This window comes from Streptomyces sp. H27-H1 (genome assembly GCF_026627445.1).
In the GTDB taxonomy this organism is placed as follows: Bacteria; Actinomycetota; Actinomycetes; order Streptomycetales; family Streptomycetaceae; genus Streptomyces.
Map to the genome: position 1 here is coordinate 116,065 of NZ_JAPNLJ010000003.1, position 21,520 is coordinate 137,584.

Genomic DNA, 21,520 nt, shown 5'->3' on the forward strand with positions numbered 1-21,520 from the left:
ATGCGCGGTCCACGGTGGGGTTCCGGATCGGCAGCCGCAAAAATTCCATGGCACAGAGAAAAAGTCGACGGTTCAGACGAAATTATCTATGAGCAGGGTTCGTTGGTGGCGGCGCTCCGGGTGACGGCGTAGGGCTTCTTCACGGGCAGGGAGCCGGAGTCGGCGATCCGGACCTCCTGCTGGGGCCGGTCGCGGTCGTCCGTGGCCGTCTTCTCGATGGTGCGGACGGTCTTCATTCCGCAGACGACCTTGCCGAAGACGACATGGCGCCCGTCGAGATGGCCCGTCCGCGCGGCCGTGATGAAGAACTGTGATCCGTTGGTGTCCGGGCCCGAGTTGGCCATCGACAGCCAGCCCGCGCCGTAGTGCTTGAGTTTGAAGTTCTCGTCCTCGAACCGCTCGCCGTAGATGCTGCGGCCGCCGGTGCCGTCGCCCTTGGTGAAGTCACCGCCCTGGATCATGAAGTCTTTGATCACTCGGTGGAACTTCGATCCCCTGTAGCCCTTCCCGCTCGGCTTCTGCGCAAGTTCCCGGAAGTTGCGAACCGTCTTCGGGGCGGTGTTCCCCATCAGTCCGAGGGTGATCCTCCCGGCCGGTACACCGCCGATCGTGATGTCGAAGTACACCGTGTCGGTGACCACGGCGTCGTTGGCAGGGGCAGGGGCAGGGGCAGGGGCAGGGGCAGGGGCAGGGGCCTGGGCCGACGGCATGGTGGGCGTGGTCGCCTGGGCGGTGGCCGTCTGGAGGAGTACGAGGGCCGACGCCAGCGCGCCGAAGGCAAGTCGATGAAGTGTCCGCATGCCCGGGAAACTCGCCACGTCCGCCCTGGTTACGGGTATCGCGGGGTGGTGTGCCGGCCGACCGCCCTGCCTGCGCGCCTGCGCGGCGCGGGAGGGGATCCGTCGTACTCGGCATCATGGTGTCCCCGGTCGCGCCGGTGCGGGGTCAGTCGCAGGGCCATGCGGCGGCGGTGGCCACTCGCTCGCCGGCGGGGAGCGCGGAGAGCTCGCGGGAGGTGAGGGGCTCGGGATTGCTCTCGCAGGCTTCGGCGACGAGAGCGCCGGCGTCGGGCAGTGAGCGGCTCTTCGTGTCGTCGACACGGGTGGCGTCGACGACGGTGAGGGAATCGTCCGTGATGACGATCAACCGCAGCGTTTTCCCGTCCGCGCGGACGGGCACCACCATGGTCTGTTCCCCTCCGGCGATGTCCGCGGCACTCGAGCCGGCCGGGAGTATGGCCTGGAAGGTGCGGCCCAGCTGCGGGACGGTGACCCGCACGGAGTAGACGTCGTCGGCGAACCCGCGGCGTTCCACGAGGTACCGGTGCGAGGCGTCGCTGCGGGTGCCGCTCCCGGGGCCGGTGGTGACGTGGCTGCCGTAGCGGGTCAGGACCTCACCCTTGGCGGACGCGGACGCGGACGCGGGCACGGGCACGGTGACCGCGGTGCCCTTCAGGCCGTCGAGCCGGACATCGCCCACCGCCGGGCCGCGGGGGAGGACGACGTCGCTCTCGACAATGGGTACGTCCTGGTGCACCGCGACCACCTCACCGCGGAGCGCGTCGCGGGGGCCGTGCGCGTACAGGAGGCGGTGGGTGTCGTTGTTGAAGTCCAGGAACTGGCGTTCGCCCGCCGCACGGTCCACACCGTCGCCGTTCGACTCGAACGCCTTCACCGGCTCGGCGCCCATCAAGTTCCACACCTCGCGATGCCCGTCCGGCTCGGCGAAGGCGAGCATCCCGCCGCAGTCGCTGATCGCGAAGGCGGAGGCCGGGTCGACTGCGGGGCCGACCGTCGCCCACTTGGGGGCGGTGGCGTCCTTGCCGAAGGCCAACACCTGCATCCGGGCCAGAGCCGAACCCTTCTGCCGGGTCAGGACCGCCAGCTTGTGGCCCTCCGGCGCGACGTCCGCGGCGAGCATCTCACCGGCCGGGGCCAGTCCGAAGTGGGTCGTCACCGTGTCCTCGTACGTACCGCTGGAGCGCAGCAGCGCACCGTACAGTGCGTCGTCGCCGGTCGGGCGACCGGAGGCACCCCAAGCGGCGAGCGCGTAACGGCGGCTGTCGCGGCGCGCCTTGCCGAGGGCGCTCCGTTCCGCGGGGCTGCCGCTCGTGACGCCGGGGGCGTAGCCGATCGCGGTCGTGGTCAGGGCCATCGCGCGGAGCAGCGCCCCGGCTTCGCGTCCGGCCGGGCCCGGACGGGGGTCCTGCGCGGCGGAGCCGCCCGCGGCCGGCTTGTCGTCGTTGTGGGCGGCGTCGACCACGAACGGCGTGGCGACGACCGCGAGCGCGACGCCGCAGCCGGCTACGAGCGCCACACCGGCCCGACGCGACCGGCGCTTCCCGGACGCAGGCCCGTGGGCGTCGACGTCGGCTCCGGCCGGGGCGGTGGCGCTGACAGTGTCACCGTCGGCGTCCGCGCCGCTTCCTGACGGTGCGCCGACCGCTCCGGCGCTGCCCGCGGTACGGGCGATCACCCGGCCGTTGCGGCCGACGGCCGGAAGGGAGGCGGCGGGGGCGGCTGAGGCGGGGACAGCGGCGGCAGGTGCCGAGGACGATCCGCCAGGGTGTCGGACCCCATCGGGGAAATCTGAAGAATCCGAGGTATCCGAAGAATCCGAGGAAGCGGGCTCCTGGCCGTCACCGGCGGCGTTCCCGCTGTCCGGGCCGGCGGCGTGCCGGTGCTGCGCGGGAACGGTGGCCTTCGGGCCGCCCTCGGCCTCGGCCGCGGCGGACTCGCTCGTGCCGGTCGGGGCGCCAGCCAGGGCACCGGTCGGGGCTCCGGTCGGGCCGGCGGTCGCCTCGGGTCGCGTCTTCCTGGTCACGTGGGGCTACTCCTCCATGGATGGCGTTTCGACCGCCGTTTCGTCGGCCGGACTGCGGGCGTGGTCCGGCGCCGGCCATGGACTTCCCCGTACAGGGCGCTCAACTGCGTAGATTCGGGCGGATTCCGGCGGCCCATTGGAAGCAACCCGCAGCCCCGGGGCAACTCGGTTCCCCGTTCGGGTGAGCGCTCCCTCGCGCTGCCCGTCGTACCTCTCCCATGGCGCGACAGCAGGTCACACCCCCTCGGGCAGGACCGTTCCTCCACCCTGACCGTGGCCCCTCCCCGCTGTACCCACCGCCCCGGCATTCCGGCCACGGACCGTAACCGGGCTGCTCAGCGCCCAGAGATGCGAGGGAACGCATGTCCACGTGGGCAGATGCTCTGCAGGGTGACACCTTGACGTCGCCGGCTGACGTCGGCCGACCACCCGCTGCCGAACCAGAACCATTCGATGGCGGTCCCGGGCCCATTGGCGGCCCGGATCAGCAGGTGGCGGACGGGGTCGAAGCGGGCGAGGCTCTCGGCGAGGCCTCCGGGGCGGGAGCGCAGCAGCCAAGTAGGCCCTGTCCACCTGGTCGGTGTTGGTGACGAACCTCAGCCCGGTGATCTTGGCGGCGGACTTCCCGTTGTAGAACACCTCGATCTCACCGTCCGGGTTCGTTTTGCCGTGGGTGACGGTGTCCTTGAGGCGCTGTACGAGGTTGACCCACTGGCCCTTGGGCCAGTGGATGTCGGTGGTCCGAACCGGGCCGGCAGATCACCCCGCCCCGTCCCGTGTCCACATCAGCGACCGGCCGGACGCGAGGCCGGCGGATGGCCGGCCGGAGAAGTCCTGGATGTCACGCCCGGTTGAGGTGGGCATCGAGGTACTGCGCGGCCTGGTCGGCCGGTCGGTTCCGCGGGTCAGCCCCGCCCTCGGCTATCGCGAAGTCCCGGAGCCTGACCGGCCCGTGGCAACTTCTGACCTTAATGAAAGATGAAAGAAAAGGCTGTCACGGTTCTTGACCGCTCGATTGCGTGACGGGCAAGGTCTGGAGAGCGCTCTCCCGCGTCAAGTTCGTCTCGTCAAGGAGCACCCATGCACGTTCTCAGAGCCGTGGACGCCCGTCCACACGGACGCCGTCCCTCATCTGCACGCAGAGGGATCGCCGGGGCGGTCTCCGCCGCCCTGGTCGCCGGTCTGCTCGCTCTGGTGTCAACCCCCTCCGCGCAGGCAGCTCCGGTGCTTCTTTCGCAGGGCAGGACGGTCACCGCGTCCAGCCAGGAGCACTACGGCACCCCGGCCGCGGGAGCCGTGGACGGCGACAACGGCACACGCTGGTCCAGCGCCGCGTCCGACGCGCAGTGGCTGCAGGTCGACCTCGGCGCCCCCGCCGAACTCGGCCGGGTCGTGCTGCGCTGGGAGGCCGCCCACGCCAAGGCGTACCGGATCGAGGTGTCGCTCGACGGCACCAACTGGTCGACGGCCTACTCCACGACCAACGCAGCCGGCGGCACCGAGACCGTGGATGTCAGCGGCACCGCCCGCTACGTCCGCATGCAAGGTGTCACCCGCGCCACCGGATACGGCTACTCGCTCTGGGAGTTCCAGGTGTTCGCCGCCACCGGCGGGGACACCGGACCCCTTCTGCCGGGCGGCGGCGACCTTGGTCCGAACGTGCACATCATGGACCCGTCCACACCCGGCATCCAGGCCGAGCTGGACCGTGTCTACCAGGAGCAGGAGTCGGCGCAATTCGGCAGCGGCCGGCACGCGTTCCTCTTCAAGCCCGGCACCTACGGGAACATCAACGCCCAGATCGGTTTCTACACCCAGATCGCCGGCCTCGGTCTGCGCCCGGACGACACCACCTTCAACGGTGACGTGACCGTCGACGCGGGCTGGTTCAACGGCAACGCCACCCAGAACTTCTGGCGTTCGGCCGAGAACCTGGCGCTCAACCCGGTGAGCGGTACCGACCGCTGGGCCGTGTCCCAGGCGGCCTCCTTCCGCCGCATGCACGTCAAGGGCGGCCTCAACCTCGCCTCCAGCAGCTACGGCTGGGCCAGCGGCGGGTACATCGCCGACAGCAAGATCGACGGGCAGGTCGGCAACTACTCGCAGCAGCAGTGGTACACCCGTGACAGCTCCATCGGAGGCTGGTCCAACGGCGTCTGGAACCAGGTCTTCTCCGGTGTCGAGGGCGCACCCGCGAACAGCTTCCCGGAGCCCCGCTACACCACCCTGGACACCACTCCGGTCTCCCGCGAGAAGCCCTTCCTCTACATGGACGGCGCGGAGTTCAAGGTGTTCGCCCCGGCCAAGCGCGTCAATGCCCGCGGTACGAGCTGGGCGACCGGCACCCCGCAGGGCGCCTCGGTCCCGCTCAGCCAGTTCTACGTGGTCAAGCCGGGCACGACCGCCGGCACCATCAACTCCGCGCTTGCCCAGGGCCTGCACCTGCTCTTCACCCCGGGCATCTACCACGTCGACCAGACGATCAATGTGAACCGGGCGGACACGATCGTCCTCGGGCTGGGTCTGGCCACGATCATCCCCGACAACGGTGTCACGGCGATGAAGGTCGCCGACGTGGACGGCGTCAAGCTCGCCGGCTTCCTCATCGACGCCGGACCGGTCAACTCGCCGACGCTGCTGGAGATCGGCCAGAACGGCGCCGCCGCCGACCACGCGGCCAACCCCACCACCGTTCAGGACGTCTACATCCGGGTGGGCGGGGCCGGCCCCGGCAAGGCCACCACCGGGATGGTCGTCAACAGCGACGACACGATCATCGACCACACCTGGGTCTGGCGCGCCGACCACGGTGACGGGGTCGGCTGGGAGACCAACCGGGCCGACTACGGCGTCCGCGTCTACGGCGACGACGTCCTGACCACCGGTTTCTTCGTCGAGCACTTCAACAAGTACGACGTCGAGTGGTACGGCGAGCGGGGCCGCACGATCTTCTACCAGAACGAGAAGGCCTACGACGCCCCCAACCAGGCCGCGATCCAGAACGGCAGCACCAGGGGCTACGCCGCCTACCGGGTGGACGACTCCGTCAACACGCACGAAGCGTGGGGCCTGGGCAGTTACTGCAACTACACCGCCGACCCGGCCATCATCCAGGACCACGGCTTCCGGGCACCGGTCAAGCCGGGAGTGAAGTTCCACAGCCTGCTCGTGATCTCCCTGGGCGGCAACGGCCACTACGACCACGTCATCAACGACACCGGCGCGTCCACCGTTCCCGCCGGCACGTCGACCGTGCCGTCGACCGTGGTCTCGTACCCCTAGGATCCCCGCCCTGCGCTCAGCCCTCCCCCCTCGGCCTCCGCCAGTGCGACGGGCCGGGCCCCGACTTCCCCGGGCCGGTGGATCTCTCCCCGCTCCCCGGCCCCGGGGACGCACCCGCACGTCTTCACCGCCATCGATACCAGGAGCCCCCATGTCCCCACGCCCCTCCGCCTACGCTCCACCCCGCCGCACGCGCGGCGCGGCGGCAGCCGTCGCGCTCGGAGCGATCTTCGCCTCGTCGCTCAGCCTGGTCACCGCGCCCACCGCGGTCGCCGCCGAGACCCTGCTGTCCCAGGGCAAGCCGGCCACCGCGTCCTCGCAGGAGGGTGAGGGACTGTCCGCGGCCGCCGCCGTGGACGGCAACCTCACCAGCACCCGCTGGGCCAGCCAGTGGCGCGACGCCGAATGGATCCAGGTCGACCTCGGCGCGGTCCAAAACCTCAGCCGGGTGGTCCTCACCTGGGAAGGCGCCTACGGCAAGAGCTACGAGATCCAGGTCTCGGACAACGGAACCGACTGGCGTACCGCCAAGACCGTCACCGGCGGCGACGGGGGCACCGACGAGCTCACGATCTCCGCTTCCGGCCGCTACGTGCGGATGAACGGCCTCGTCCGCGCCAACGGTTACGGGTACTCCCTGTGGGAGTTCCAGGTCTACGGCTCATCCGGGGGCACTGTGCCGGGCCCCGGAGGCGCCGTGCGCGTGGCCGGCTCGCAGGGGAACTGGCAGCTGACCGTGGGCGGCCAGCCGTACACCGTCAAGGGTCTGACGTGGGGTCCGTCCTTCGCCGACGCCCCGAAGTACATGCCCGACGTGAAGTCCATGGGCGTCAACACCATCCGCACCTGGGGCACGGACGCTTCGAGCAAGCCCCTGCTCGACACGGCCGCGGCGAACGGGATCCGGGTCGTCAACGGATTCTGGCTGCAGCCCGGCGGCGGTCCCGGCTCCGGCGGCTGCGTCAACTACGTCACCGACGCCGCGTACAAGAGCAACATGCTCACCGAGTTCGCGAAGTGGGTCGACACCTACAAGTCGCACCCGGCCACGCTGATGTGGAACGTGGGCAACGAGTCCGTCCTCGGCCTGCAGAACTGCTACAGCGGCACCGAGCTCGAGGCGCAGCGCAACGCCTACACGACCTTCGTGAACGACGTCGCGAAGAAGATCCACTCCATCGACCCGGACCACCCCGTCACCTCGACCGACGCCTGGACCGGCGCCTGGCCGTACTACAAGCGCAACGCCCCCGACCTCGACCTGTATTCGATGAACTCCTACGGCGACATCTGCGGCGTGCGCCAGGACTGGGAGCAGGGCGGCTACAACAAGCCCTACATCATCACCGAGACCGGGCCGGCCGGCGAGTGGGAGGTACCCAACGACGTCAACGGCATTCCCGACCAGAAGACCGACGTCCAGACCGCCGAGGGATACACCAAGGCCTGGAACTGCATCACCGGTCACCAGGGCGTGGCCCTGGGCGCCACGATGTTCCACTACGGCATCGAGCACGACTTCGGTGGCATCTGGTTCAACCTGCTGCCCGACGGGCTCAAGCGGCTCTCGTACTACGCGGTGAAGAAGGCCTACACCGGGTCGACTTCGGGTGACAACACGCCGCCCGTCATCAGCAACATGACGGTCTCCTCGGCGACCCAGGCCCCGGCCGGCGGCGAGTTCACCGTCCGCGCGGACATCACGGACCCGCAGAATGACCCCCTGACGTACAAGATCTTCCTCAGCGGCAACTACGCGAACGGGGACAAGCGGCTGGTCGAGGCGCAGTGGCGCTCGACGGGCAACGGGACCTTCGCCGTGACGGCGCCCGAGAAGCTCGGCGTCTGGAAGGTCTACATCCAGGCGGAGGACGGCCGCGGCAACGCTGGCATCGAGACCAAGTCCGTCAAGGTCGTGGCCCCGCCCGTCACCGGCACGAACATCGCGCTGACCAGGCCGACGACCGCCTCCTCCTTCCAGGCCTCGTACGGCGACTGCCCCTGCGCCCCCGGCCTCGCCACCGACGGCAAGGACGGCACCCGCTGGGCGAGTGACTGGAGCGACCCGCAGTGGATCCAGGTCGACCTGGGCGCTCCCAAGCCGATCCGCACCCTCCAGCTGGTCTGGGACGCCGCGTACGCCAAGTCCTACGAGGTGCAGGTGTCCGACGACGGCAACAACTGGCGCACCATCCACACCACCACGACCGGCAACGGTGACGTCGACACGATCAACGCGTCGACGACGGCCCGCCACGTCCGGCTGAACCTGACCGCACGCGGCACCGGCTGGGGCTACTCGCTCCACGAGTTCGGCATCTACAGCTGACCCGACCCGTGTGACTCCCACAGGCCGCCGCTCGACCGGGCTGACCACCCGGCCCGAGCGGCGGCTTCCGCACGAGCGGGCCGTCCGGCCCGCTGCGGAACCGATACACGGTGGAGCCACGAGTTTCCCGGCCGATCGCGGGCAGGAGCCAGGGGTGAGCTACGTCAGGACTGGCGAGGAGTACGCCCGGGACGGCCGGTACATCACCACCCGGATCACCGCCGACGGTCGCGACGGCTACCGGGTCGAGCCCGGCCGCTACCGCCTCGTGGTAAGCCGGGCCTGTCCGTGGGCGAGCCGGGCGGTGATCGTACGGCGGCTCCTCGGCCTGGAGCGGGCCCTCCCGATGGCGGTCGCCGGGCCCGTGCACGACGAGCGCAGCTGGAGCTTCGACCTCGATCCCGGCGGGCGTGACCCGGTGCTCGGCATCGAGCGGCTGGAGCAGGCCTACCTCGCGCGCGAGCCCGGCTACGACCGTGGCATCACCGTGCCGGCGATCGTCGACGTGCCGACCGGCAAGGTGGTCACGAACGACTTCCCGCAGATCACGATCGACATGGCGCTGGAGTGGAAGCCGTACCACCGGCCCGGGGCGCCGGACCTCTGTCCGGCCGCGCTGCGGCCGGACATCGACGCCGTCAACGAGGTGGTCTACAAGGACGTCAACAACGCGGTCTACGAGGCCGGATTCGCCGGGACCCATCAGGCCTACGCGGCCGCCTACGCCCGGCTGTTCGCCCGGCTCGACTGGCTGTCCGTCCGGCTGGAACGGTCCCGCTACCTCGTCGGGGACACCATCACCGAAGCGGACGTACGGCTGTTCACGACACTCGTCCGGTTCGACGCGGTCTATCACGGCCACTTCAAGTGCAACCGGCAGAAACTGACCGAGCTGCCGGTGCTCTGGGCCTACGCGCGCGACGTGTTCCAGACACCCGGCTTCGGCGACACCGTCGACTTCGCCCACATCAAGCGGCACTACTACCTCGTGCACACCGACATCAACCCCACGGGGATCATCCCGGCGGGCCCCGACCCGGCGGCCTGGCTCTCGGAGCACGGCCGCGCGGCCATGGGCGGCCGCCCCTTCGGTGACGGTACCCCGCCCGGACCCGTCGCTCCCGAAGAGACGGTCGGATAGGACAGGCACCCAGGGACCCCAGGTCCCCGAGAACCCCGCAGGCACCGAGGGCCGCGGAACATGATGCGCGGGCCCGGGGGTAGACGCCGCCCAAGGAAAACCTTGAGGGAGGAGCGGGATGCCGAGCGATACGGAACGGGGACGCGACGAGTCCACCGAGGAACGCGCGGACCGGCAGTGGCAAGAGCTCATCCAGGAGATACGCGTCGCCCAGACGGGCGTGCAGATCCTGTTCGGATTCCTGCTCACGGTGGCCTTCAGCCCCGTCTTCGAAGGGCTCGCGCAGACCGAGAAGACGATTTACGTCGTCACGGTGGTACTCGGTTCCCTGGCGATCGGGGCACTGATCGGGCCGGTCGCGTTCCACCGCATCGTCTCGGGCCGCCGGATCAAGCCCGAGGCGGTCGCGTGGGCCGCCCGCCTGACGTTCACCGGCCTCCTCCTGCTCCTGGCCACGAGCACCTCCGCCCTGCTCCTCGTCCTGAGGGTCGCCACCCACAACGCCCTCGCGCCGTGGCTCGTGGGCGGAGTGTTCGCCTGGTACGTCCTGTGCTGGTACATGCTGCCCCTGTGGGCGCGAGTCCGCTACACCGCCAAGCTCTGACCCCGGCAGGGGGACGCGGGTGCCCCACCCTTGTGGCGGGGCACCGCCGGTGCGCGACCATCTCGTCGCGGCCCCGAGATCGACCCGATCGAAGCCGCCGTCAACCAGCTCTCCGCCGACAAGGGCGTCCTCTTCGCCGTCGCCGTCGCCGTCGGCAACCAGGCAGCCGAACTCCGCGACGCCAAGCCCTTCGCCGCGCCTCGTACAAGCTGGTTGCCTCGTCCACCCAGTCCGAGACCGTCAGCCGCACCTCGTCCATGGTGACCGCGACCTGGTGTTCCGCTCCGGCACGACCGCGGCCGGCGCCCCGACGCAACTGCCCGTCTCCGTGGTCTGGTTCGCGCCGCCGGTGCGTCTGGACGGGACCGTCAACCCGGGCTACCCGCTCCGCGTACGCCTCCCTGCGCGGCACGGTGGTCGACACCGCGGGCAACAAGTCCGAAGTCACCGTCCTGCGCAGGACGTGGACCACCGTCGCGATGTCGTGGAACTCCATCCGGAGGCTCATCCGCAGGTATCCTGGCGCACGTCGACGACGTCCCCGCCGCCTCCGCGGAGGCCCACCGCCGCGATGGTGCTGGTACCCGCGTAGGCGGTGCTCGCAGAACCCCCTAAGCGGTTGTGGCGAGCTGTTCCTCTGCCGCGCTGATGGCTTCGAGGGCGGTGGCGCGGCCCATGAGGACGCACAGCGTGTATGCGGTGTCGTCCATGGCGCGCAGGGCCCCGGGGTCCTGGGGCGAGGCCGCGAGGCGGGCCTGGCAGCCGCGGAACCGGGTCAGGACCTCCTCGGTGCGGGCGGGGTTCGGCGCGAGCCCGGGACGGTCGGTGCCCGCAGGGGCTCGGGTGCGGGCGGCTTCGACGGCGCGGCGCAGGGCGCGCTCGAAGCGGGTGGGCAGGGTGGCTCCGCACGAGGTGGCGGTCATCGCGGTTGCCAGCTCTTCCGCGGAGACCTCGGCCAGGTCGGCGGCCGTCGCCAGGATGCGCTGCGCGTCGCGGGCCGAGCACGGGGTCGTGGCCATGAGCATCCCGACCGCCCAGCCGCCCGTCGGCGCGGGCACCGGGCGCGCCACCGGGTGCCCGTGCGTCCGGGCGGGGGGTGCCTGTCGGGTCGGTGGAGTGAGTTCTCCGGGTGTCGGCACGGGGGCTCCTGCGGTCCGGGGCGGTGTTGCGGTGCGGTGGTCCGCTTAGGGAAGGTATGCCCGGCGCCCGAGCCCGAGCCAGGCGGCGCGCTGGTCAGCGGCCGACTCACATGTGGGGCTGGTTGTAATAGCGGGCGAACTGCTCCAGATAGCTGGGCCCGGTGCCGTATTCGGCCTCGTCGAATTCCGGCGCGTTCTTGATCTGCTCCTTGCTCCGATTGACGTAGACGGTCTGTTCTTCCGTGTCGATCCGCGTGATGACCCCGGCCGGGAGCAGGACGTGCTTACCGAAAATCCACACGCCGGTGTCGACGACGATGAGGGAGGCCCCGACCTCCTCGGAATGCTTGTCGATCTTCCCGATGCCCCCGTCGTTGGCCTCGACCTTGTATCCGACGAGGTCGATCCCCTTCGAATAGCCCGTGGTGTCGTCATGGCCCCAGATGCCTTGCCCACTCATGGCTCAAGCCTCTCCGTGTGGGGTGAATCGTCCTTTCTGGGGGCGCCTTCCCGAAAGGGACGCGGGTAGGCATTGTGCGGTGGTCGGGCGGTCGGGATTCGGGGCGCCGTCATCTCGTACGCGCGTCCCCGCCGGAACCCGCCCCGGTTTGCGCGGCCGGGAGTCGGGCAGCCGCCCGTAAAGAGTTCCCGTCGAGCCGGGAGGACGGCCATGGAAGAGCAGGGTGGCTCAGGAGGAGCGCCGCTGGAGGGCGAGCGGAAACGGGACGGGCGCCGCAAGGCGCATGGCGACCGCCAGGACGACAGAAAGAAGACGGCGGCGGCCGACACGGACGAAGCCAGCCGCCTGGACCGTCCGCAGCAGCCCGAGAAGCCGGACGGGAAAGGGGCGCGATGGGTGAGCCCGCGCGAGGAGTGAGGCCTGGCCGTAGGCGGGCGGGGGAGGGGAGTGCCATGCTCAAGGGGTGAAGGGTGATGCCGCACCTGTGGGTGAGGGCGCTGCACCCGAGGTGGTGGCGCTCGCCAAGGCGGTGGCCAGACTCCGGTCGGAAGTCGTGGACCTGGAAGGCATCGCCGGGATCACGGCTGTGGTCGAGCGGGCCAAGGGTGTACTGATGGCCCAGTCCGGGGTCTCTGCCGACGCGGCGTACGAGCTGCTCCTGGAACGGGCCGGCCGACGGGACCGCACCGTGCTGGAGGAAAGCTGGATCACGCTCGGGCAGGTCCGCTCGCCCCCCTCGCCGGGGACCGCCCGGATCTCCCTGCCCACCGCCGAGGCCACAGGAGCCGGGGACGACGCGAAGAACGAGCCCGGCATCTCGGTGCTCAGCCCGCGACCCCGTCCCACCGCTCGCCGCGACCGTGGCACCACGCGGCGTGAGATCCTGGCACGGCTCGCCGACGGCCTGGCCGCGGTGCACGGCGGCGACGACATCGCCGAACTGCTGGTGAGCGTGGTCGGCGCGGCCGTCGACGCGGACGCGGTGATGATCTACGCGGTGGCCCCCGCCGGGAGCCTGGATCTGACCGGCAGCGCCGGAATCGACGAGGCGCTGGCCGAGCAGTGGCGCCATGTACCGCCGCTGAGCGGAGTCGCCGCCCACGCGGCGATCGCCGGCCGCCGCGCGCTCTGGCTGGAGGACCCCGAGCAGGACGCCCGGCGCTATCTGCTGATCGGCGACCCGCCGGAGCGGTGGCTCGCCCGCGCCTGGGTCCCCGTACCCGGCGGTGGCGGGCCTCCGCGGGCGGCCATCGGGTTCCTGCGCACACGGCCGGGCCCCTTCGACGCCGACACCCGGGCGTTGCTGCGCCAGGCGACCCGGCTGTGCGCGGGCCCGCTGGGAACGCCGGCACGAGCCCGCGGCATCGACGCCGAGGGGCCGCGCGGCGCCGATGACACGGCCACCGTCCAGCTGATCATGGACGCAATGGCCGGACCGGCCATCCTGCTCACCCCGCTGCGCTCGGAGGACGGCGAGGTGGACGACTACCGCATCGACGCGGCGGCGCCCGAGTCGGTGGATGTGGCCGGCCGGCGGGGGAAGGAGCTCGTGGGCCGCCGGATCCTGGAGACCTACCCCACCGTGGCGGGCACCGCCCTCTGGGACGGGTACCTCAAGACGCTCATCACCGGCGCCGGCTACGAGGGGGAACCCTTCACCTACGAGGAGGTGGTCGCCGGCGTCCCCCGGCAGTCCGTCTACTCGGTCCGGGCGTCCAGGCTCGGAGACCACCTGGTCGTGTCCTGGATCCGCCACGACACGAGCCGGCGCGAGACCCGCAGGCTGGCCGACATGCAGCGCCTCGGCAACCTCGGCTGGGCGGACTGGAACCTGGTGACGGACACCGTCAGCTGGTCCGAGCAGGTCTATGCCATCTTCGACCGCGATCCCAGCCGGGGGCCGATGCTGCTGGAGGAACTGCCGCGCCACGTCGTCCCCGAGGACCTTCCCCGGCTGAGGGACGCCATCCATCGGCTGCTGAGCGAGGGGGAGGCCGTCGACCAGCCGTTCCGGATCACCACCGCTCTCGGGGTCCGCCACCTCCGCATCGTCGCCGAGGTCCAGGTGGACGCCGACGGAACCCCCATCGAGGTGCAGGGCTTCTTCCAGGACCTGACCGCGCAGCACGGCGTGGAACTCGCCCTGCACGAGGCCGAGCGGGCCTTCCTCCGTCAGCAGGGAATGCTCCAGGCCGAACGCGCGCTCGCGGCAAGCCTTCAGGACACGCTGCTGCCCATCCCGGAGCAGTCCCTGGAGCTGGCGGGCCTGCGCATCGACGTGGCCTACGTCCCGGCCGACAGCGGGATCAACGTCGGCGGCGACTGGTACAGCGCCATCGAACTCCCGGACACGAGCGCCCTGTTCGTCGTCGGAGACGTGGCCGGCCACGGGCTGGCCGCCGTCGGGACCATGGCCCAGCTCAGGTTCACCACCAAGGGCATGACGGTCACCGGCTCGTCCCTGCCCGGCGTCCTGCGCCGGCTCAACACGCTTCTGCTGCACACCGGTTCGGAGGAGTCCGGGAGCGCCACCGCCACCATGGTGATGGCCCGCTACCAACCGTGGGACCGGCGGCTGATCTGGGTACGGGCCGGACATCTGCCGCCCCTGCTGATCCGCGGCGCTCGGGCACAGTTCCTCGAACAGCCGCAGGGCACCCTCCTCGGTGCGACCTTCGAAGCCTCCTACGAGCAGGCCGTCATCGACCTGCTGCCCGGCGATCACCTGCTGCTCTACACCGACGGGCTCGTGGAGGAACCGGGCGAGGACATCGGTGTCGGTCTGGACCGCCTCGCGGCAACAGCCCTGCGGCTTCTCCGGGAGGAGCGCGGCGAAACCCTCTCCCGAACGCTCGTCACGCTGTGTGCGGCCAACCGCGACGACATCTGCGTCCTGGACATCCATGTCCCGGACGTCGATGGCCGCGACGCGGATGTCCCGGACGCGGTTGTCCCGGACGTGGATGTCCCCGACGCCGAAACGGAGTAGACGGACCGAGGCCCGGGGAGCTACCGGAGCGCCGGTGGGGCGGCGACCTCGAGCCACACGCACTTCCCGCCTTCCACCGGCTCGGACCCCCACTGGCGGGCCAGCCGCTCCACGATGAGCATTCCGTGGCCCCCGGGACGGGCCGGATCGGCGGGGACCCGCAGGGCCGGTACGACCGGGCTGGCGTCCGTGACCTCGATGCGCAGTCGGCCGGCGGCGCAACGCAACAGCAATGAACTCGGGCCGCCCGCGTGCAGGCAGGCGTTGGCCACGACTTCGGATACCAGGAGCAGTACGTCGTCCACGGTGTCGCCGGTGTCGGCGGTCTCGTCGTCGCCGCCCATTCCGCCGCCCTTGCCGCTGCCGGCCTCCGGCAGCCACTGCCACTCGGTGAGGGCCCGCCGGGTGAAGTCGCGGCATTGGCCGACGACATCCGTGGTCCCGCGCACCACCAGACGCCGGGTCCACTCGGGTGACCGGCGCTCGCTCATCGGTACTCCTCCGCTACACGCGCTGCTGGTTCGCCAGCGCGGCGTCCACATCGGGGTGCAGCGGGAACAGCCCGTCCGCACCGGTGGTGTGGAACATGCGTGCGACCGGCCGGTGGAGGCCGATCAGTTCGAGGCTGCCACCCGATTCCCGGGACACGAGCCGGTTGCGCAACAACACGTTCAAGCCGGTGGAATCACAGAATTGCAGCGCGCTGAGATCGACCAGCAGGCGCCGTTCGCCGTGTGCCCGGGCGGCTTCGAGGGCAGCGCGCAACGGTTCGGCGGTGTCGTGGTCGAGCTCTCCGGTCAAGGTCAGCACGGTGGCCCCGTCGAGGGGTCGTACGTCGACCGTGAAGCGCTCCTCGGTCGCCGAGGGCATCGCGCGCCCCCTTCCGCCGGTGGTTGGGTACCGATACCGGGTGCGTCTCGCGCCTACCCCGTCGTACGCCGCCAAACCCGGCCGGCGGGGGCCGGCCGGTGCTCTTCGTCAGGCAGGGGGAGAGGGGTCGATGGGAAAGAGGCCGAGGGAATCGGTGATCTCCAGCAGGCGCAGCATCTGGGCGCCGGGAGCGGCCAGGCGCAGCGTGTGGCCGGACTCCTCCGCCTGGAGCCGGGCCCGGAGCAGCAGGTTGAGCCCGGCCGAATCGCAGAAGGTGAGATCGCTGAGGTCGACGACGACAGCGGCGGGGCCGTCCGTGCGGGTCACTGCTGCGAGCAGCAGAGCGCGCACCTCGTCGACCCGGCTGATGTCCATCTCGCCCGACAGACGCACCACGGCCGCCTCCGGGGCCGAAGCCTGCGGAGGCGGCTGAGTGGGATCTTGCTCTTGAGGCATTCTCAGAGTTGTCCCTTGGCCTTCTTCGTCTTGTCCGAGGCCTTCGAGGTCATTTCCTCGGCCTTACCGGCCATTCGGTCGGCGCTGCCCTCCGTCTGCATGTGCTTGTCGTCCGTCGCGCTGCCGATGTTTTCCTTGAGCTTTCCCTTGACCTGCTTCGCCTTTGCCTTTGCCTTGCCCATGACGAGATCGTCCTTCCTGAGAGGGGATGCTGCTGCCACCATGCGCCAGCGGGCGGCAGGCTGCAATTTGTAGCGAATTGTCGGATTCTCTATCTCGTGGCCTCCTGACGTCGCGAGGCGCCGGGTCCTGCCGCGAAGCGGGGTGCGCGGGTGTACTCCTCCGCGCTACCAGTAGTGGCGTCTTCCTCCGACCGTGTGTCCGACGGAGCCGAGGACCCACAGGACGACCCCGACGACGACGAGGATGATGCCCAGCGTCCACAGGATGGAAATGCCGAGGAGGTAGCCGATGACCAGCAGGACGATGCCAAGTGCGATCATGATGTTCTCCCAACTCGCAGGCTCCTTCTGCCCCGATCCGGCGCCGCAATGCGCGCTGCGGCGACCCTGCCGAACCCCTCCCGCGTGCGGGAACGTCGACTGAGGATCCTCCGGCTGCGTGCACGCCGGGCACTCGTCCATCGCCGCACCTCCGAGGCCGCCGAGACCGCGAAAGTATCTTGACGTCGAGATTGATCTCCGGCAGGCTGCCGCTGGTATCTCGATATCGAGATACTTTCGCGGGGGCTCGGAGGCACGGGATGCGGCGGCGCGGTACGAGGATCCGAAAGGGTTCGCAGGACCGGCAGGACCAGCAGGGCCGGCAGGGCCAGCGGCGGTCCGGGCTGGTGGCGCAACTGCGGCGGCCGCCGGGGGGTCGGGACGCCCGGATCATGCTGTTCGCCCAGCTCCTCGACCGCACCGGAACGGGCGTCTGGGGCGCCTCCTCGGTCCTCTACTTCACCTTCGTCATCGGCCTGGACGCCGGCCGGATCGGCCTCCTCCTGGCCGCCGCGGCCGTGGCGGGCATCGCCGGATCGCCCCTGGCGGGGCACTTGGCCGGCCGGTTCCCGGTCCGGTCCCTGCTGATCGGCTGTCACCTGCTGCGCCTCGGAACCCTCGGCGCACTGCTCGTGGTCACCCGCTTCGACGTGCTGTTGCCCCTCGTCGCCGTCACCTACCTCGGGGACCGGGCGGCCAAGGCGCTGGAGATGCTCTTCGCCACGCGGGTGGCGGGTGAGCGGCGGGCCACCTATCAGGCACTGTCGCGCAGTACGGCGAACGCCGGATACGCGGTGGGCGCGGGAATCGCGGCGGCCGGTCTCGCGCTGGGGACCCGAGAGGCCTACCAGGCGCTGATCCTGGCCGACGCGCTGTCGTTCCTAGCGGCCGCCGCACTCGTCGGGCGCACCCGGGAGCCGCGGGCCGAGGGGCGCGTGGCCGCGGGCGCCGGCGAAAGGGCGACGGGCCGGACGGGGGCGCCGAGCCCGTGGCGGGACCGCGGCTACCTGCGCTTCGTACTGCTCGACATCCCGATGAACCTCGACGACTCGATCCTGGCCGTCGGCCTGCCGCTGTGGCTGGTGACCCACACCGACGCACCGCACGCCCTGATCCCGGCCTTCCTCGTGATCAACACCGTGCTGGTCGTCGTACTCCAGCTGCGCGTCTCGGCGAGGTACGAGCAGCCCCGCCAGGCCGCCGCCGCGGTCTCCGCGTACGGGCTGACGATGCTCGCGTGCTGCATCCTCCTGGCCCTCACCGCGGGGGCCGGGGCCGTGGCCGCGTCGGTGGCGCTGCTCGCCGCGGCGGTACTGGTCACGGCGGCGGAACTGCTGCGGTCGGTGAGTTCCTGGGAGCTGGCGGTCTCGCTCGCCCCCGAGGGAGCGCGGGCGTCCTACCTGGGAGTGGCCGGCATGGCCCAGTCCGTCCAGAAGTCCGCCGGTCCACTGCTCCTGACCGGCGCGGTGATGACGGCCGGGCCCGTGGGCTGGATCGTCCTCGGTGCGGGGATCGCGGGTCTGTCGGTGGTCCAGCGCCGCTCCGCCGTCCGCCGCCTGGACTCCGTACTCGCCCCGGCGGGTCCCACCGCGCCTTCGCGATCCGCCGCGCACGCGGGCTGAAACCGCGGACCCCGGTCCCGTTCCTCGGGGCCGGGGCGCGCGTGTGGGGCTCAGGGTGCGGTACGGCTCAGGCCTGGGCGGCCGGACCGTCCATCGTCCAGGCGGAGTTGTGCGCGGTGAACCCGACGTGCGGGTAGTAGTTCACGGCAGCCGGGGCCGACAGCAGGATCAGCTTGGCCTGCGGAGCGGCCTCCCGGGTGGCGCGGATGAGGTCCCGGCCCACGCCCTTGCCCTGGTAAGCGAGGTCGACGGCGAGGTCGCTGAGGTACGTGGAGTACACGCCGTCCGTGATCGCGCGGGAGATGCCGATGAGACGGCCGTCCTCGTCGCGGGCGACGATGACCAGGTTGGCCCCCGCGAGCATCTGGGTGAAGCGCCGGGTGTCCTGCACCGGGCGGCGTTCGGCGAGGGTGGATGCCCGGTACAGGGCGGCAGCCTCCTCCACGTCGAGCGCGCCGCCGATGACCTGTTCACACTTCCACATGCTGGTACAGCTCCTTGCTGAGTTCTTCGAGTCGGGACTTGAGGTGGTTTCGGTTGGCGAGGAACCGCCGGGGGTCGAGGAGGCCGGCGGGGACGGTGACCCCGCGGGCCGCCAGGGCATCGGCCAGCGGAACCTCCGTACGCCAGGTTTCGTCGGCCGCCGCCTGGACGAGCCGGTACGCGTCCTCGCGTTCCGCGCCGTCGGCGACGAGCCCGAGGAAGACCTCGGAGGAGTGGACGAGTCCGTGGGTCTGGGCGATGTTGCGGGCCATCCGCTCGGGGAAGACCTCCAGGTCCCGGATGACGGCCGCGGCCGAGACCAGCTGATAGTGCGCGATCGTCAAGCTGTCCGGCAGGACGATCCGCTCCACCGAGGAGTGCGCCAGGTCCCGTTCGTGCCACAGGGCGACGTTCTCGTACGCGGCGCCCGCGTTGGCCCGCAGGACCCGGGCGAGACCGCACAGCCGCTCGCTGGTCGTCGGATTGCGTTTGTGCGGCATGGCACTGGAGCCCTGGTAGGCGCTGGTGCGGGGCTCGTCGACCTCGCGCACCTCCGTGCGCTGGAGCATCCTCATCTCGAGGGCGAACTGCTCCACGACGGCGCCGGTCACGGCGAGGGCGGACAGCAGCTGGGCGTGCCGGTCGCGGGCGACGACCTGCGTCGGGATCGGCTCGACGCCCAGTCCCAGCTCCCCGCACACGAATTCCTCGACCTGGGGCGAGATGTGGGAGTAGGTGCCGACGGGGCCGGAGACGGTGCCCACCGCCACCGCCGTACGGGCATCCGACAGCCGGGTCAGGCAGCGGTTCATGGCCTGGGAGTGGACGGCCAGCTTCTGTCCGAAGCTGGTCGGCTCGGCGTGGATCCCGTGGGTACGGGCGATGCAGACGGTGTCCCAGTGCTCCAGGGCCCGGTCCGTCAGGATCCGGGTGAAGGAGCGGGCCGCGTCCAGGACGAGGTCCATGGAGCGGGCGAGCAGGTGGCCTTGCGCCGTATCGACGAGGTCGTAGCTGGTCATGCCGTGGTGCACCCAGCGCGCCGAGTCGGCCGGCATCGTCTCCGTGTAGGCGGCCAGGAACGCGAGGATCTCGTGGTCGCGGTCGGCCTCCAGCTCCCGGATCCGCGCGACCGACGGCGCCGGAGCCCGCCGGATGTCGGCCAGGGCCTCGTCCGGCACGACCCCGAGCCCGGCCTGCGCGATGGTGGCGAGCACTTCGACCCGGACCCACGTCTCGTACGTGGACTCCGCGGTCCACAGCGCCGCCATCTCCGGCAGCGCGTAGCGCTGGATCATGGCACACCTCTTCCCGTCGCCCGAGGGCACGCCGTGCCGTCGGGCGTGGTCCCGCTTCCGTCCTTCGTACGGTAATAGATGAGGGCGCAGTTTGGCTATTACCGAATGGGGGTTCGGGGGTGGGGGGCGGGACCGTGCGGGTTTACGGGCCTTTGGTCCTTCCGGTACGGGGCCAACCGCACTTGGCGGTCGGCGTCCGCATCAGAACCAGTTGAGGGTGAGGGGGAAGGTGGTGGTGGGGGTGGTTTGGGTGGTGTCGGTGGCGGTGGTGGTGATCTGGAGGGTTCCGGTGGCCCAGGGTTTGCCGGTGATGCGGCCGGTGGTGGTGTCGAGGGTGAGGCCCCAGGGGAGTCCTGTGGCGGTGTAGCGGACGGGGGGTTTGCCTCCTGTGGTGGTGAGCTGGATGGTGCAGGTCTGGTTGAACTTGCAGGTCTGGGGGCCGGGGTTCACCAGCTTCAGATCACCGCCGGTGGGGGGCGGAGTAGGGGTGGGTGTCGGTGTCGGCGTGGGAGTGGGAGTGGGCGTGGGAGTAGGCGTCGGCGTGCCGCCGCAGCCCGGGGCGGCCTCCGGGGGCAGCGGGACGCGCCAGATCTGGGTGTCGTTCTCCGAGCCGACGAGCAGGCTGGTGCAGTCGGCGTAGGTCACCGTCTCGCCCTGCGCCTGGGCGGGCAGGGCCACGTCCGCGAGCTTGGTGCCCGCGGTGTCGTACACCGAGGCCGTATTGGCCCCCAGCGGGCCGCCGCTGCGCAGGGTGTATGAGGCCCCGGACGGGGAGAACGCGCCGTCGGTGGCGAAGACGGGGCCCGGCCGGACCGCGGTCAGGGTGCCGAGCTGCCCGGGCACCGGCGACGGCGGGGCTTGGTACAACTGGCCTGCCGCTCCGATGACTTTGCTCGCGATGTAGATCTGTCCGGTGGCGGGATCGGCGAGCAGGGATTCGGCGTCGTGCCTTCCGTCGGCGTAGGCGAAGCGGTACGTCACGGGCGTCACCGAGGCGTTGGCGAGCTGGTCGGGCTCGGCGAAGGAGTGCACGGTGATTTCGGCGCGGCCGGCGAAATTGTCCCCGATGTCGCCGACCAGGATCGCGGGGCCGCCCGAGGAATCCTTGCCGATGGCGAGCCCTTCCCAGTCGGTGTTGCCCACTCCGGAGACCGTGTACGTGGCCCTGAGCCGGCCGGTGGCGCCGTTGCAGTCGATGGCGAAGACCTGGTTGGTGTTCCCGCTGTCGTTGACGGCGTAGAAGACGCCGGGGTGTTTGCGGCTCATGGCGAGCCCGCTGAGTTCGGCCAGTCCTGCGGGGAGGGTGCACTTGCGCTCGGGAGCGGCGGCGACGCCCGTCAGGGGTGCGGACGCGGGCAGGATTGCGGCGGCGCCGGCGGTTCCGGCGGAGGGTCCGGCCAGCCAGGCCGTGGCCGGCAGGATCGTGGCGAGGGCCGCGGCGGCGAGGGCGGCGGCCCGTGGGGGCGTGAGGGGTAGTGGGAGCATGCCCATTATGTGAGGGGGTGTCAGGTGTCGACGCCAGGG

19 protein-coding genes are annotated in these 21,520 nt (G+C 70.8%); 7 read left to right on the forward strand and 12 right to left on the reverse strand.

Annotation, left to right across the window (positions count from 1 at the left end; all coding sequences use genetic code 11):
* Positions 1-86 precede the first annotated feature (86 nt).
* Both OTB20_RS03995 and OTB20_RS04000 read right to left on the reverse strand, forming a co-directional pair.
* Positions 87-641, reverse strand: coding sequence for a peptidylprolyl isomerase (locus OTB20_RS03995; RefSeq protein WP_267815360.1), 555 nt, complete (start codon positions 639-641; stop codon positions 87-89).
* A gap of 304 nt (positions 642-945) precedes the next feature.
* On the reverse strand, positions 946-2,823 hold the full coding sequence (locus OTB20_RS04000; protein ID WP_267815198.1) for a hypothetical protein: 1,878 nt from the start codon (positions 2,821-2,823) through the stop codon (positions 946-948).
* 1,080 nt (positions 2,824-3,903) lie between these two features.
* Here OTB20_RS04000 and OTB20_RS04005 point away from each other — a divergent pair.
* From OTB20_RS04005 to OTB20_RS04020, 4 genes are all read left to right on the forward strand, one after another.
* Positions 3,904-6,105 (forward strand): discoidin domain-containing protein, encoded by a 2,202-nt coding sequence (locus OTB20_RS04005; RefSeq protein ID WP_267815199.1) that lies wholly within the window; start codon positions 3,904-3,906, stop codon positions 6,103-6,105.
* Between the two features lie 151 nt (positions 6,106-6,256).
* Positions 6,257-8,434 carry a discoidin domain-containing protein gene (locus tag OTB20_RS04010; protein WP_267815200.1) on the forward strand — a complete coding sequence of 726 codons (2,178 nt, stop codon included), beginning with the start codon at positions 6,257-6,259 and terminating at the stop codon, positions 8,432-8,434.
* Positions 8,435-8,588: 154 nt separating this feature from the next.
* Positions 8,589-9,575 carry a glutathione S-transferase family protein gene (locus OTB20_RS04015; protein WP_267815201.1) on the forward strand — a complete coding sequence of 329 codons (987 nt, stop codon included), beginning with the start codon at positions 8,589-8,591 and terminating at the stop codon, positions 9,573-9,575.
* A gap of 118 nt (positions 9,576-9,693) precedes the next feature.
* Positions 9,694-10,179, forward strand: a complete 486-nt coding sequence (locus OTB20_RS04020) for a DUF6328 family protein (RefSeq protein WP_267815202.1) — start codon at positions 9,694-9,696, stop codon at positions 10,177-10,179.
* A 611-nt stretch (positions 10,180-10,790) separates the two neighbouring features.
* Here the strand turns inward: OTB20_RS04020 and OTB20_RS04025 are convergent.
* Together OTB20_RS04025 and OTB20_RS04030 are read right to left on the reverse strand one after the other, a co-directional pair.
* The gene (locus OTB20_RS04025) at positions 10,791-11,237 is read right to left on the reverse strand and encodes a DUF5133 domain-containing protein (protein ID WP_267815203.1); all 447 of its coding nucleotides are present in this window, start codon (positions 11,235-11,237) and stop codon (positions 10,791-10,793) included.
* 187 nt (positions 11,238-11,424) lie between these two features.
* Positions 11,425-11,778 (reverse strand): PRC-barrel domain containing protein, encoded by a 354-nt coding sequence (locus OTB20_RS04030; RefSeq protein WP_267815204.1) that lies wholly within the window; start codon positions 11,776-11,778, stop codon positions 11,425-11,427.
* A gap of 210 nt (positions 11,779-11,988) precedes the next feature.
* On the opposite strand from OTB20_RS04030, the gene OTB20_RS04035 reads away from it, so the two are divergent.
* Together OTB20_RS04035 and OTB20_RS04040 are read left to right on the forward strand one after the other, a co-directional pair.
* Positions 11,989-12,195: a hypothetical protein gene (locus OTB20_RS04035; RefSeq protein ID WP_267815205.1), complete on the forward strand. Its 207-nt coding sequence runs from the start codon at positions 11,989-11,991 to the stop codon at positions 12,193-12,195.
* Between the two features lie 46 nt (positions 12,196-12,241).
* The gene (locus tag OTB20_RS04040) at positions 12,242-14,767 is read left to right on the forward strand and encodes a SpoIIE family protein phosphatase (protein ID WP_267815206.1); all 2,526 of its coding nucleotides are present in this window, start codon (positions 12,242-12,244) and stop codon (positions 14,765-14,767) included.
* A gap of 20 nt (positions 14,768-14,787) precedes the next feature.
* On the opposite strand, the gene OTB20_RS04045 is transcribed toward OTB20_RS04040, so the two are convergent.
* The 5 genes from OTB20_RS04045 to OTB20_RS04065 form a co-directional block, all read right to left on the reverse strand.
* Positions 14,788-15,258: an ATP-binding protein gene (locus OTB20_RS04045; RefSeq protein ID WP_267815207.1), complete on the reverse strand. Its 471-nt coding sequence runs from the start codon at positions 15,256-15,258 to the stop codon at positions 14,788-14,790.
* Positions 15,259-15,271: 13 nt separating this feature from the next.
* Positions 15,272-15,637, reverse strand: coding sequence for an STAS domain-containing protein (locus OTB20_RS04050; RefSeq protein WP_267815208.1), 366 nt, complete (start codon positions 15,635-15,637; stop codon positions 15,272-15,274).
* Between the two features lie 108 nt (positions 15,638-15,745).
* Positions 15,746-16,033, reverse strand: coding sequence for an STAS domain-containing protein (locus OTB20_RS04055; RefSeq protein WP_267815209.1), 288 nt, complete (start codon positions 16,031-16,033; stop codon positions 15,746-15,748).
* Positions 16,034-16,095: 62 nt separating this feature from the next.
* A complete protein-coding gene (locus OTB20_RS04060; RefSeq protein ID WP_267815210.1) occupies positions 16,096-16,275 on the reverse strand; it encodes a CsbD family protein in 180 nt (59 codons plus the stop codon).
* Positions 16,276-16,440: 165 nt separating this feature from the next.
* Positions 16,441-16,596 (reverse strand): DUF6131 family protein, encoded by a 156-nt coding sequence (locus OTB20_RS04065; protein ID WP_267815211.1) that lies wholly within the window; start codon positions 16,594-16,596, stop codon positions 16,441-16,443.
* Positions 16,597-16,988: 392 nt separating this feature from the next.
* Here OTB20_RS04065 and OTB20_RS04070 point away from each other — a divergent pair, with 392 nt between their 5' ends.
* On the forward strand, positions 16,989-18,218 hold the full coding sequence (locus tag OTB20_RS04070) for an MFS transporter (protein ID WP_267815212.1): 1,230 nt from the start codon (positions 16,989-16,991) through the stop codon (positions 18,216-18,218).
* 67 nt (positions 18,219-18,285) lie between these two features.
* Here the strand turns inward: OTB20_RS04070 and OTB20_RS04075 are convergent, their stop codons facing one another.
* The 3 genes from OTB20_RS04075 to OTB20_RS04085 form a co-directional block, all read right to left on the reverse strand.
* Complete coding sequence (locus OTB20_RS04075) at positions 18,286-18,702, reverse strand: GNAT family N-acetyltransferase (RefSeq protein ID WP_267815213.1); 417 nt, start codon at positions 18,700-18,702, stop codon at positions 18,286-18,288.
* Positions 18,689-19,996, reverse strand: a complete 1,308-nt coding sequence (gene purB, locus OTB20_RS04080; RefSeq protein WP_267815214.1) for an adenylosuccinate lyase — start codon at positions 19,994-19,996, stop codon at positions 18,689-18,691. Before purB ends, OTB20_RS04075 begins: the two co-directional genes overlap by 14 nt.
* Before the next feature lie 201 nt (positions 19,997-20,197).
* Entirely contained in the window at positions 20,198-21,481 is a 1,284-nt protein-coding gene (locus tag OTB20_RS04085) for a putative Ig domain-containing protein (RefSeq protein ID WP_267815215.1), read from the reverse strand.
* Positions 21,482-21,520 lie beyond the last annotated feature (39 nt).

Coding starts and splice junctions, on each gene's coding strand:
- OTB20_RS04005 (WP_267815199.1), top strand. CDS start 3,904: ATGCACGTTCTCAGAGCCGTGGACGCCCGTCCACACGGACGCCGTCCC.
- OTB20_RS04070 (WP_267815212.1), top strand. CDS start 16,989: ATGCTGTTCGCCCAGCTCCTCGACCGCACCGGAACGGGCGTCTGGGGC.
- OTB20_RS04035 (WP_267815205.1), top strand. CDS start 11,989: ATGGAAGAGCAGGGTGGCTCAGGAGGAGCGCCGCTGGAGGGCGAGCGG.
- OTB20_RS04050 (WP_267815208.1), bottom strand. CDS start 15,637: ATGCCCTCGGCGACCGAGGAGCGCTTCACGGTCGACGTACGACCCCTC.
- OTB20_RS04060 (WP_267815210.1), bottom strand. CDS start 16,275: ATGGGCAAGGCAAAGGCAAAGGCGAAGCAGGTCAAGGGAAAGCTCAAG.
- OTB20_RS04075 (WP_267815213.1), bottom strand. CDS start 18,702: ATGTGGAAGTGTGAACAGGTCATCGGCGGCGCGCTCGACGTGGAGGAG.
- OTB20_RS04085 (WP_267815215.1), bottom strand. CDS start 21,481: ATGCTCCCACTACCCCTCACGCCCCCACGGGCCGCCGCCCTCGCCGCC.
- OTB20_RS04045 (WP_267815207.1), bottom strand. CDS start 15,258: ATGAGCGAGCGCCGGTCACCCGAGTGGACCCGGCGTCTGGTGGTGCGC.
- OTB20_RS04065 (WP_267815211.1), bottom strand. CDS start 16,596: ATGATCGCACTTGGCATCGTCCTGCTGGTCATCGGCTACCTCCTCGGC.
- OTB20_RS04010 (WP_267815200.1), top strand. CDS start 6,257: ATGTCCCCACGCCCCTCCGCCTACGCTCCACCCCGCCGCACGCGCGGC.
- OTB20_RS04020 (WP_267815202.1), top strand. CDS start 9,694: ATGCCGAGCGATACGGAACGGGGACGCGACGAGTCCACCGAGGAACGC.
- OTB20_RS04030 (WP_267815204.1), bottom strand. CDS start 11,778: ATGAGTGGGCAAGGCATCTGGGGCCATGACGACACCACGGGCTATTCG.
- purB (WP_267815214.1), bottom strand. CDS start 19,996: ATGATCCAGCGCTACGCGCTGCCGGAGATGGCGGCGCTGTGGACCGCG.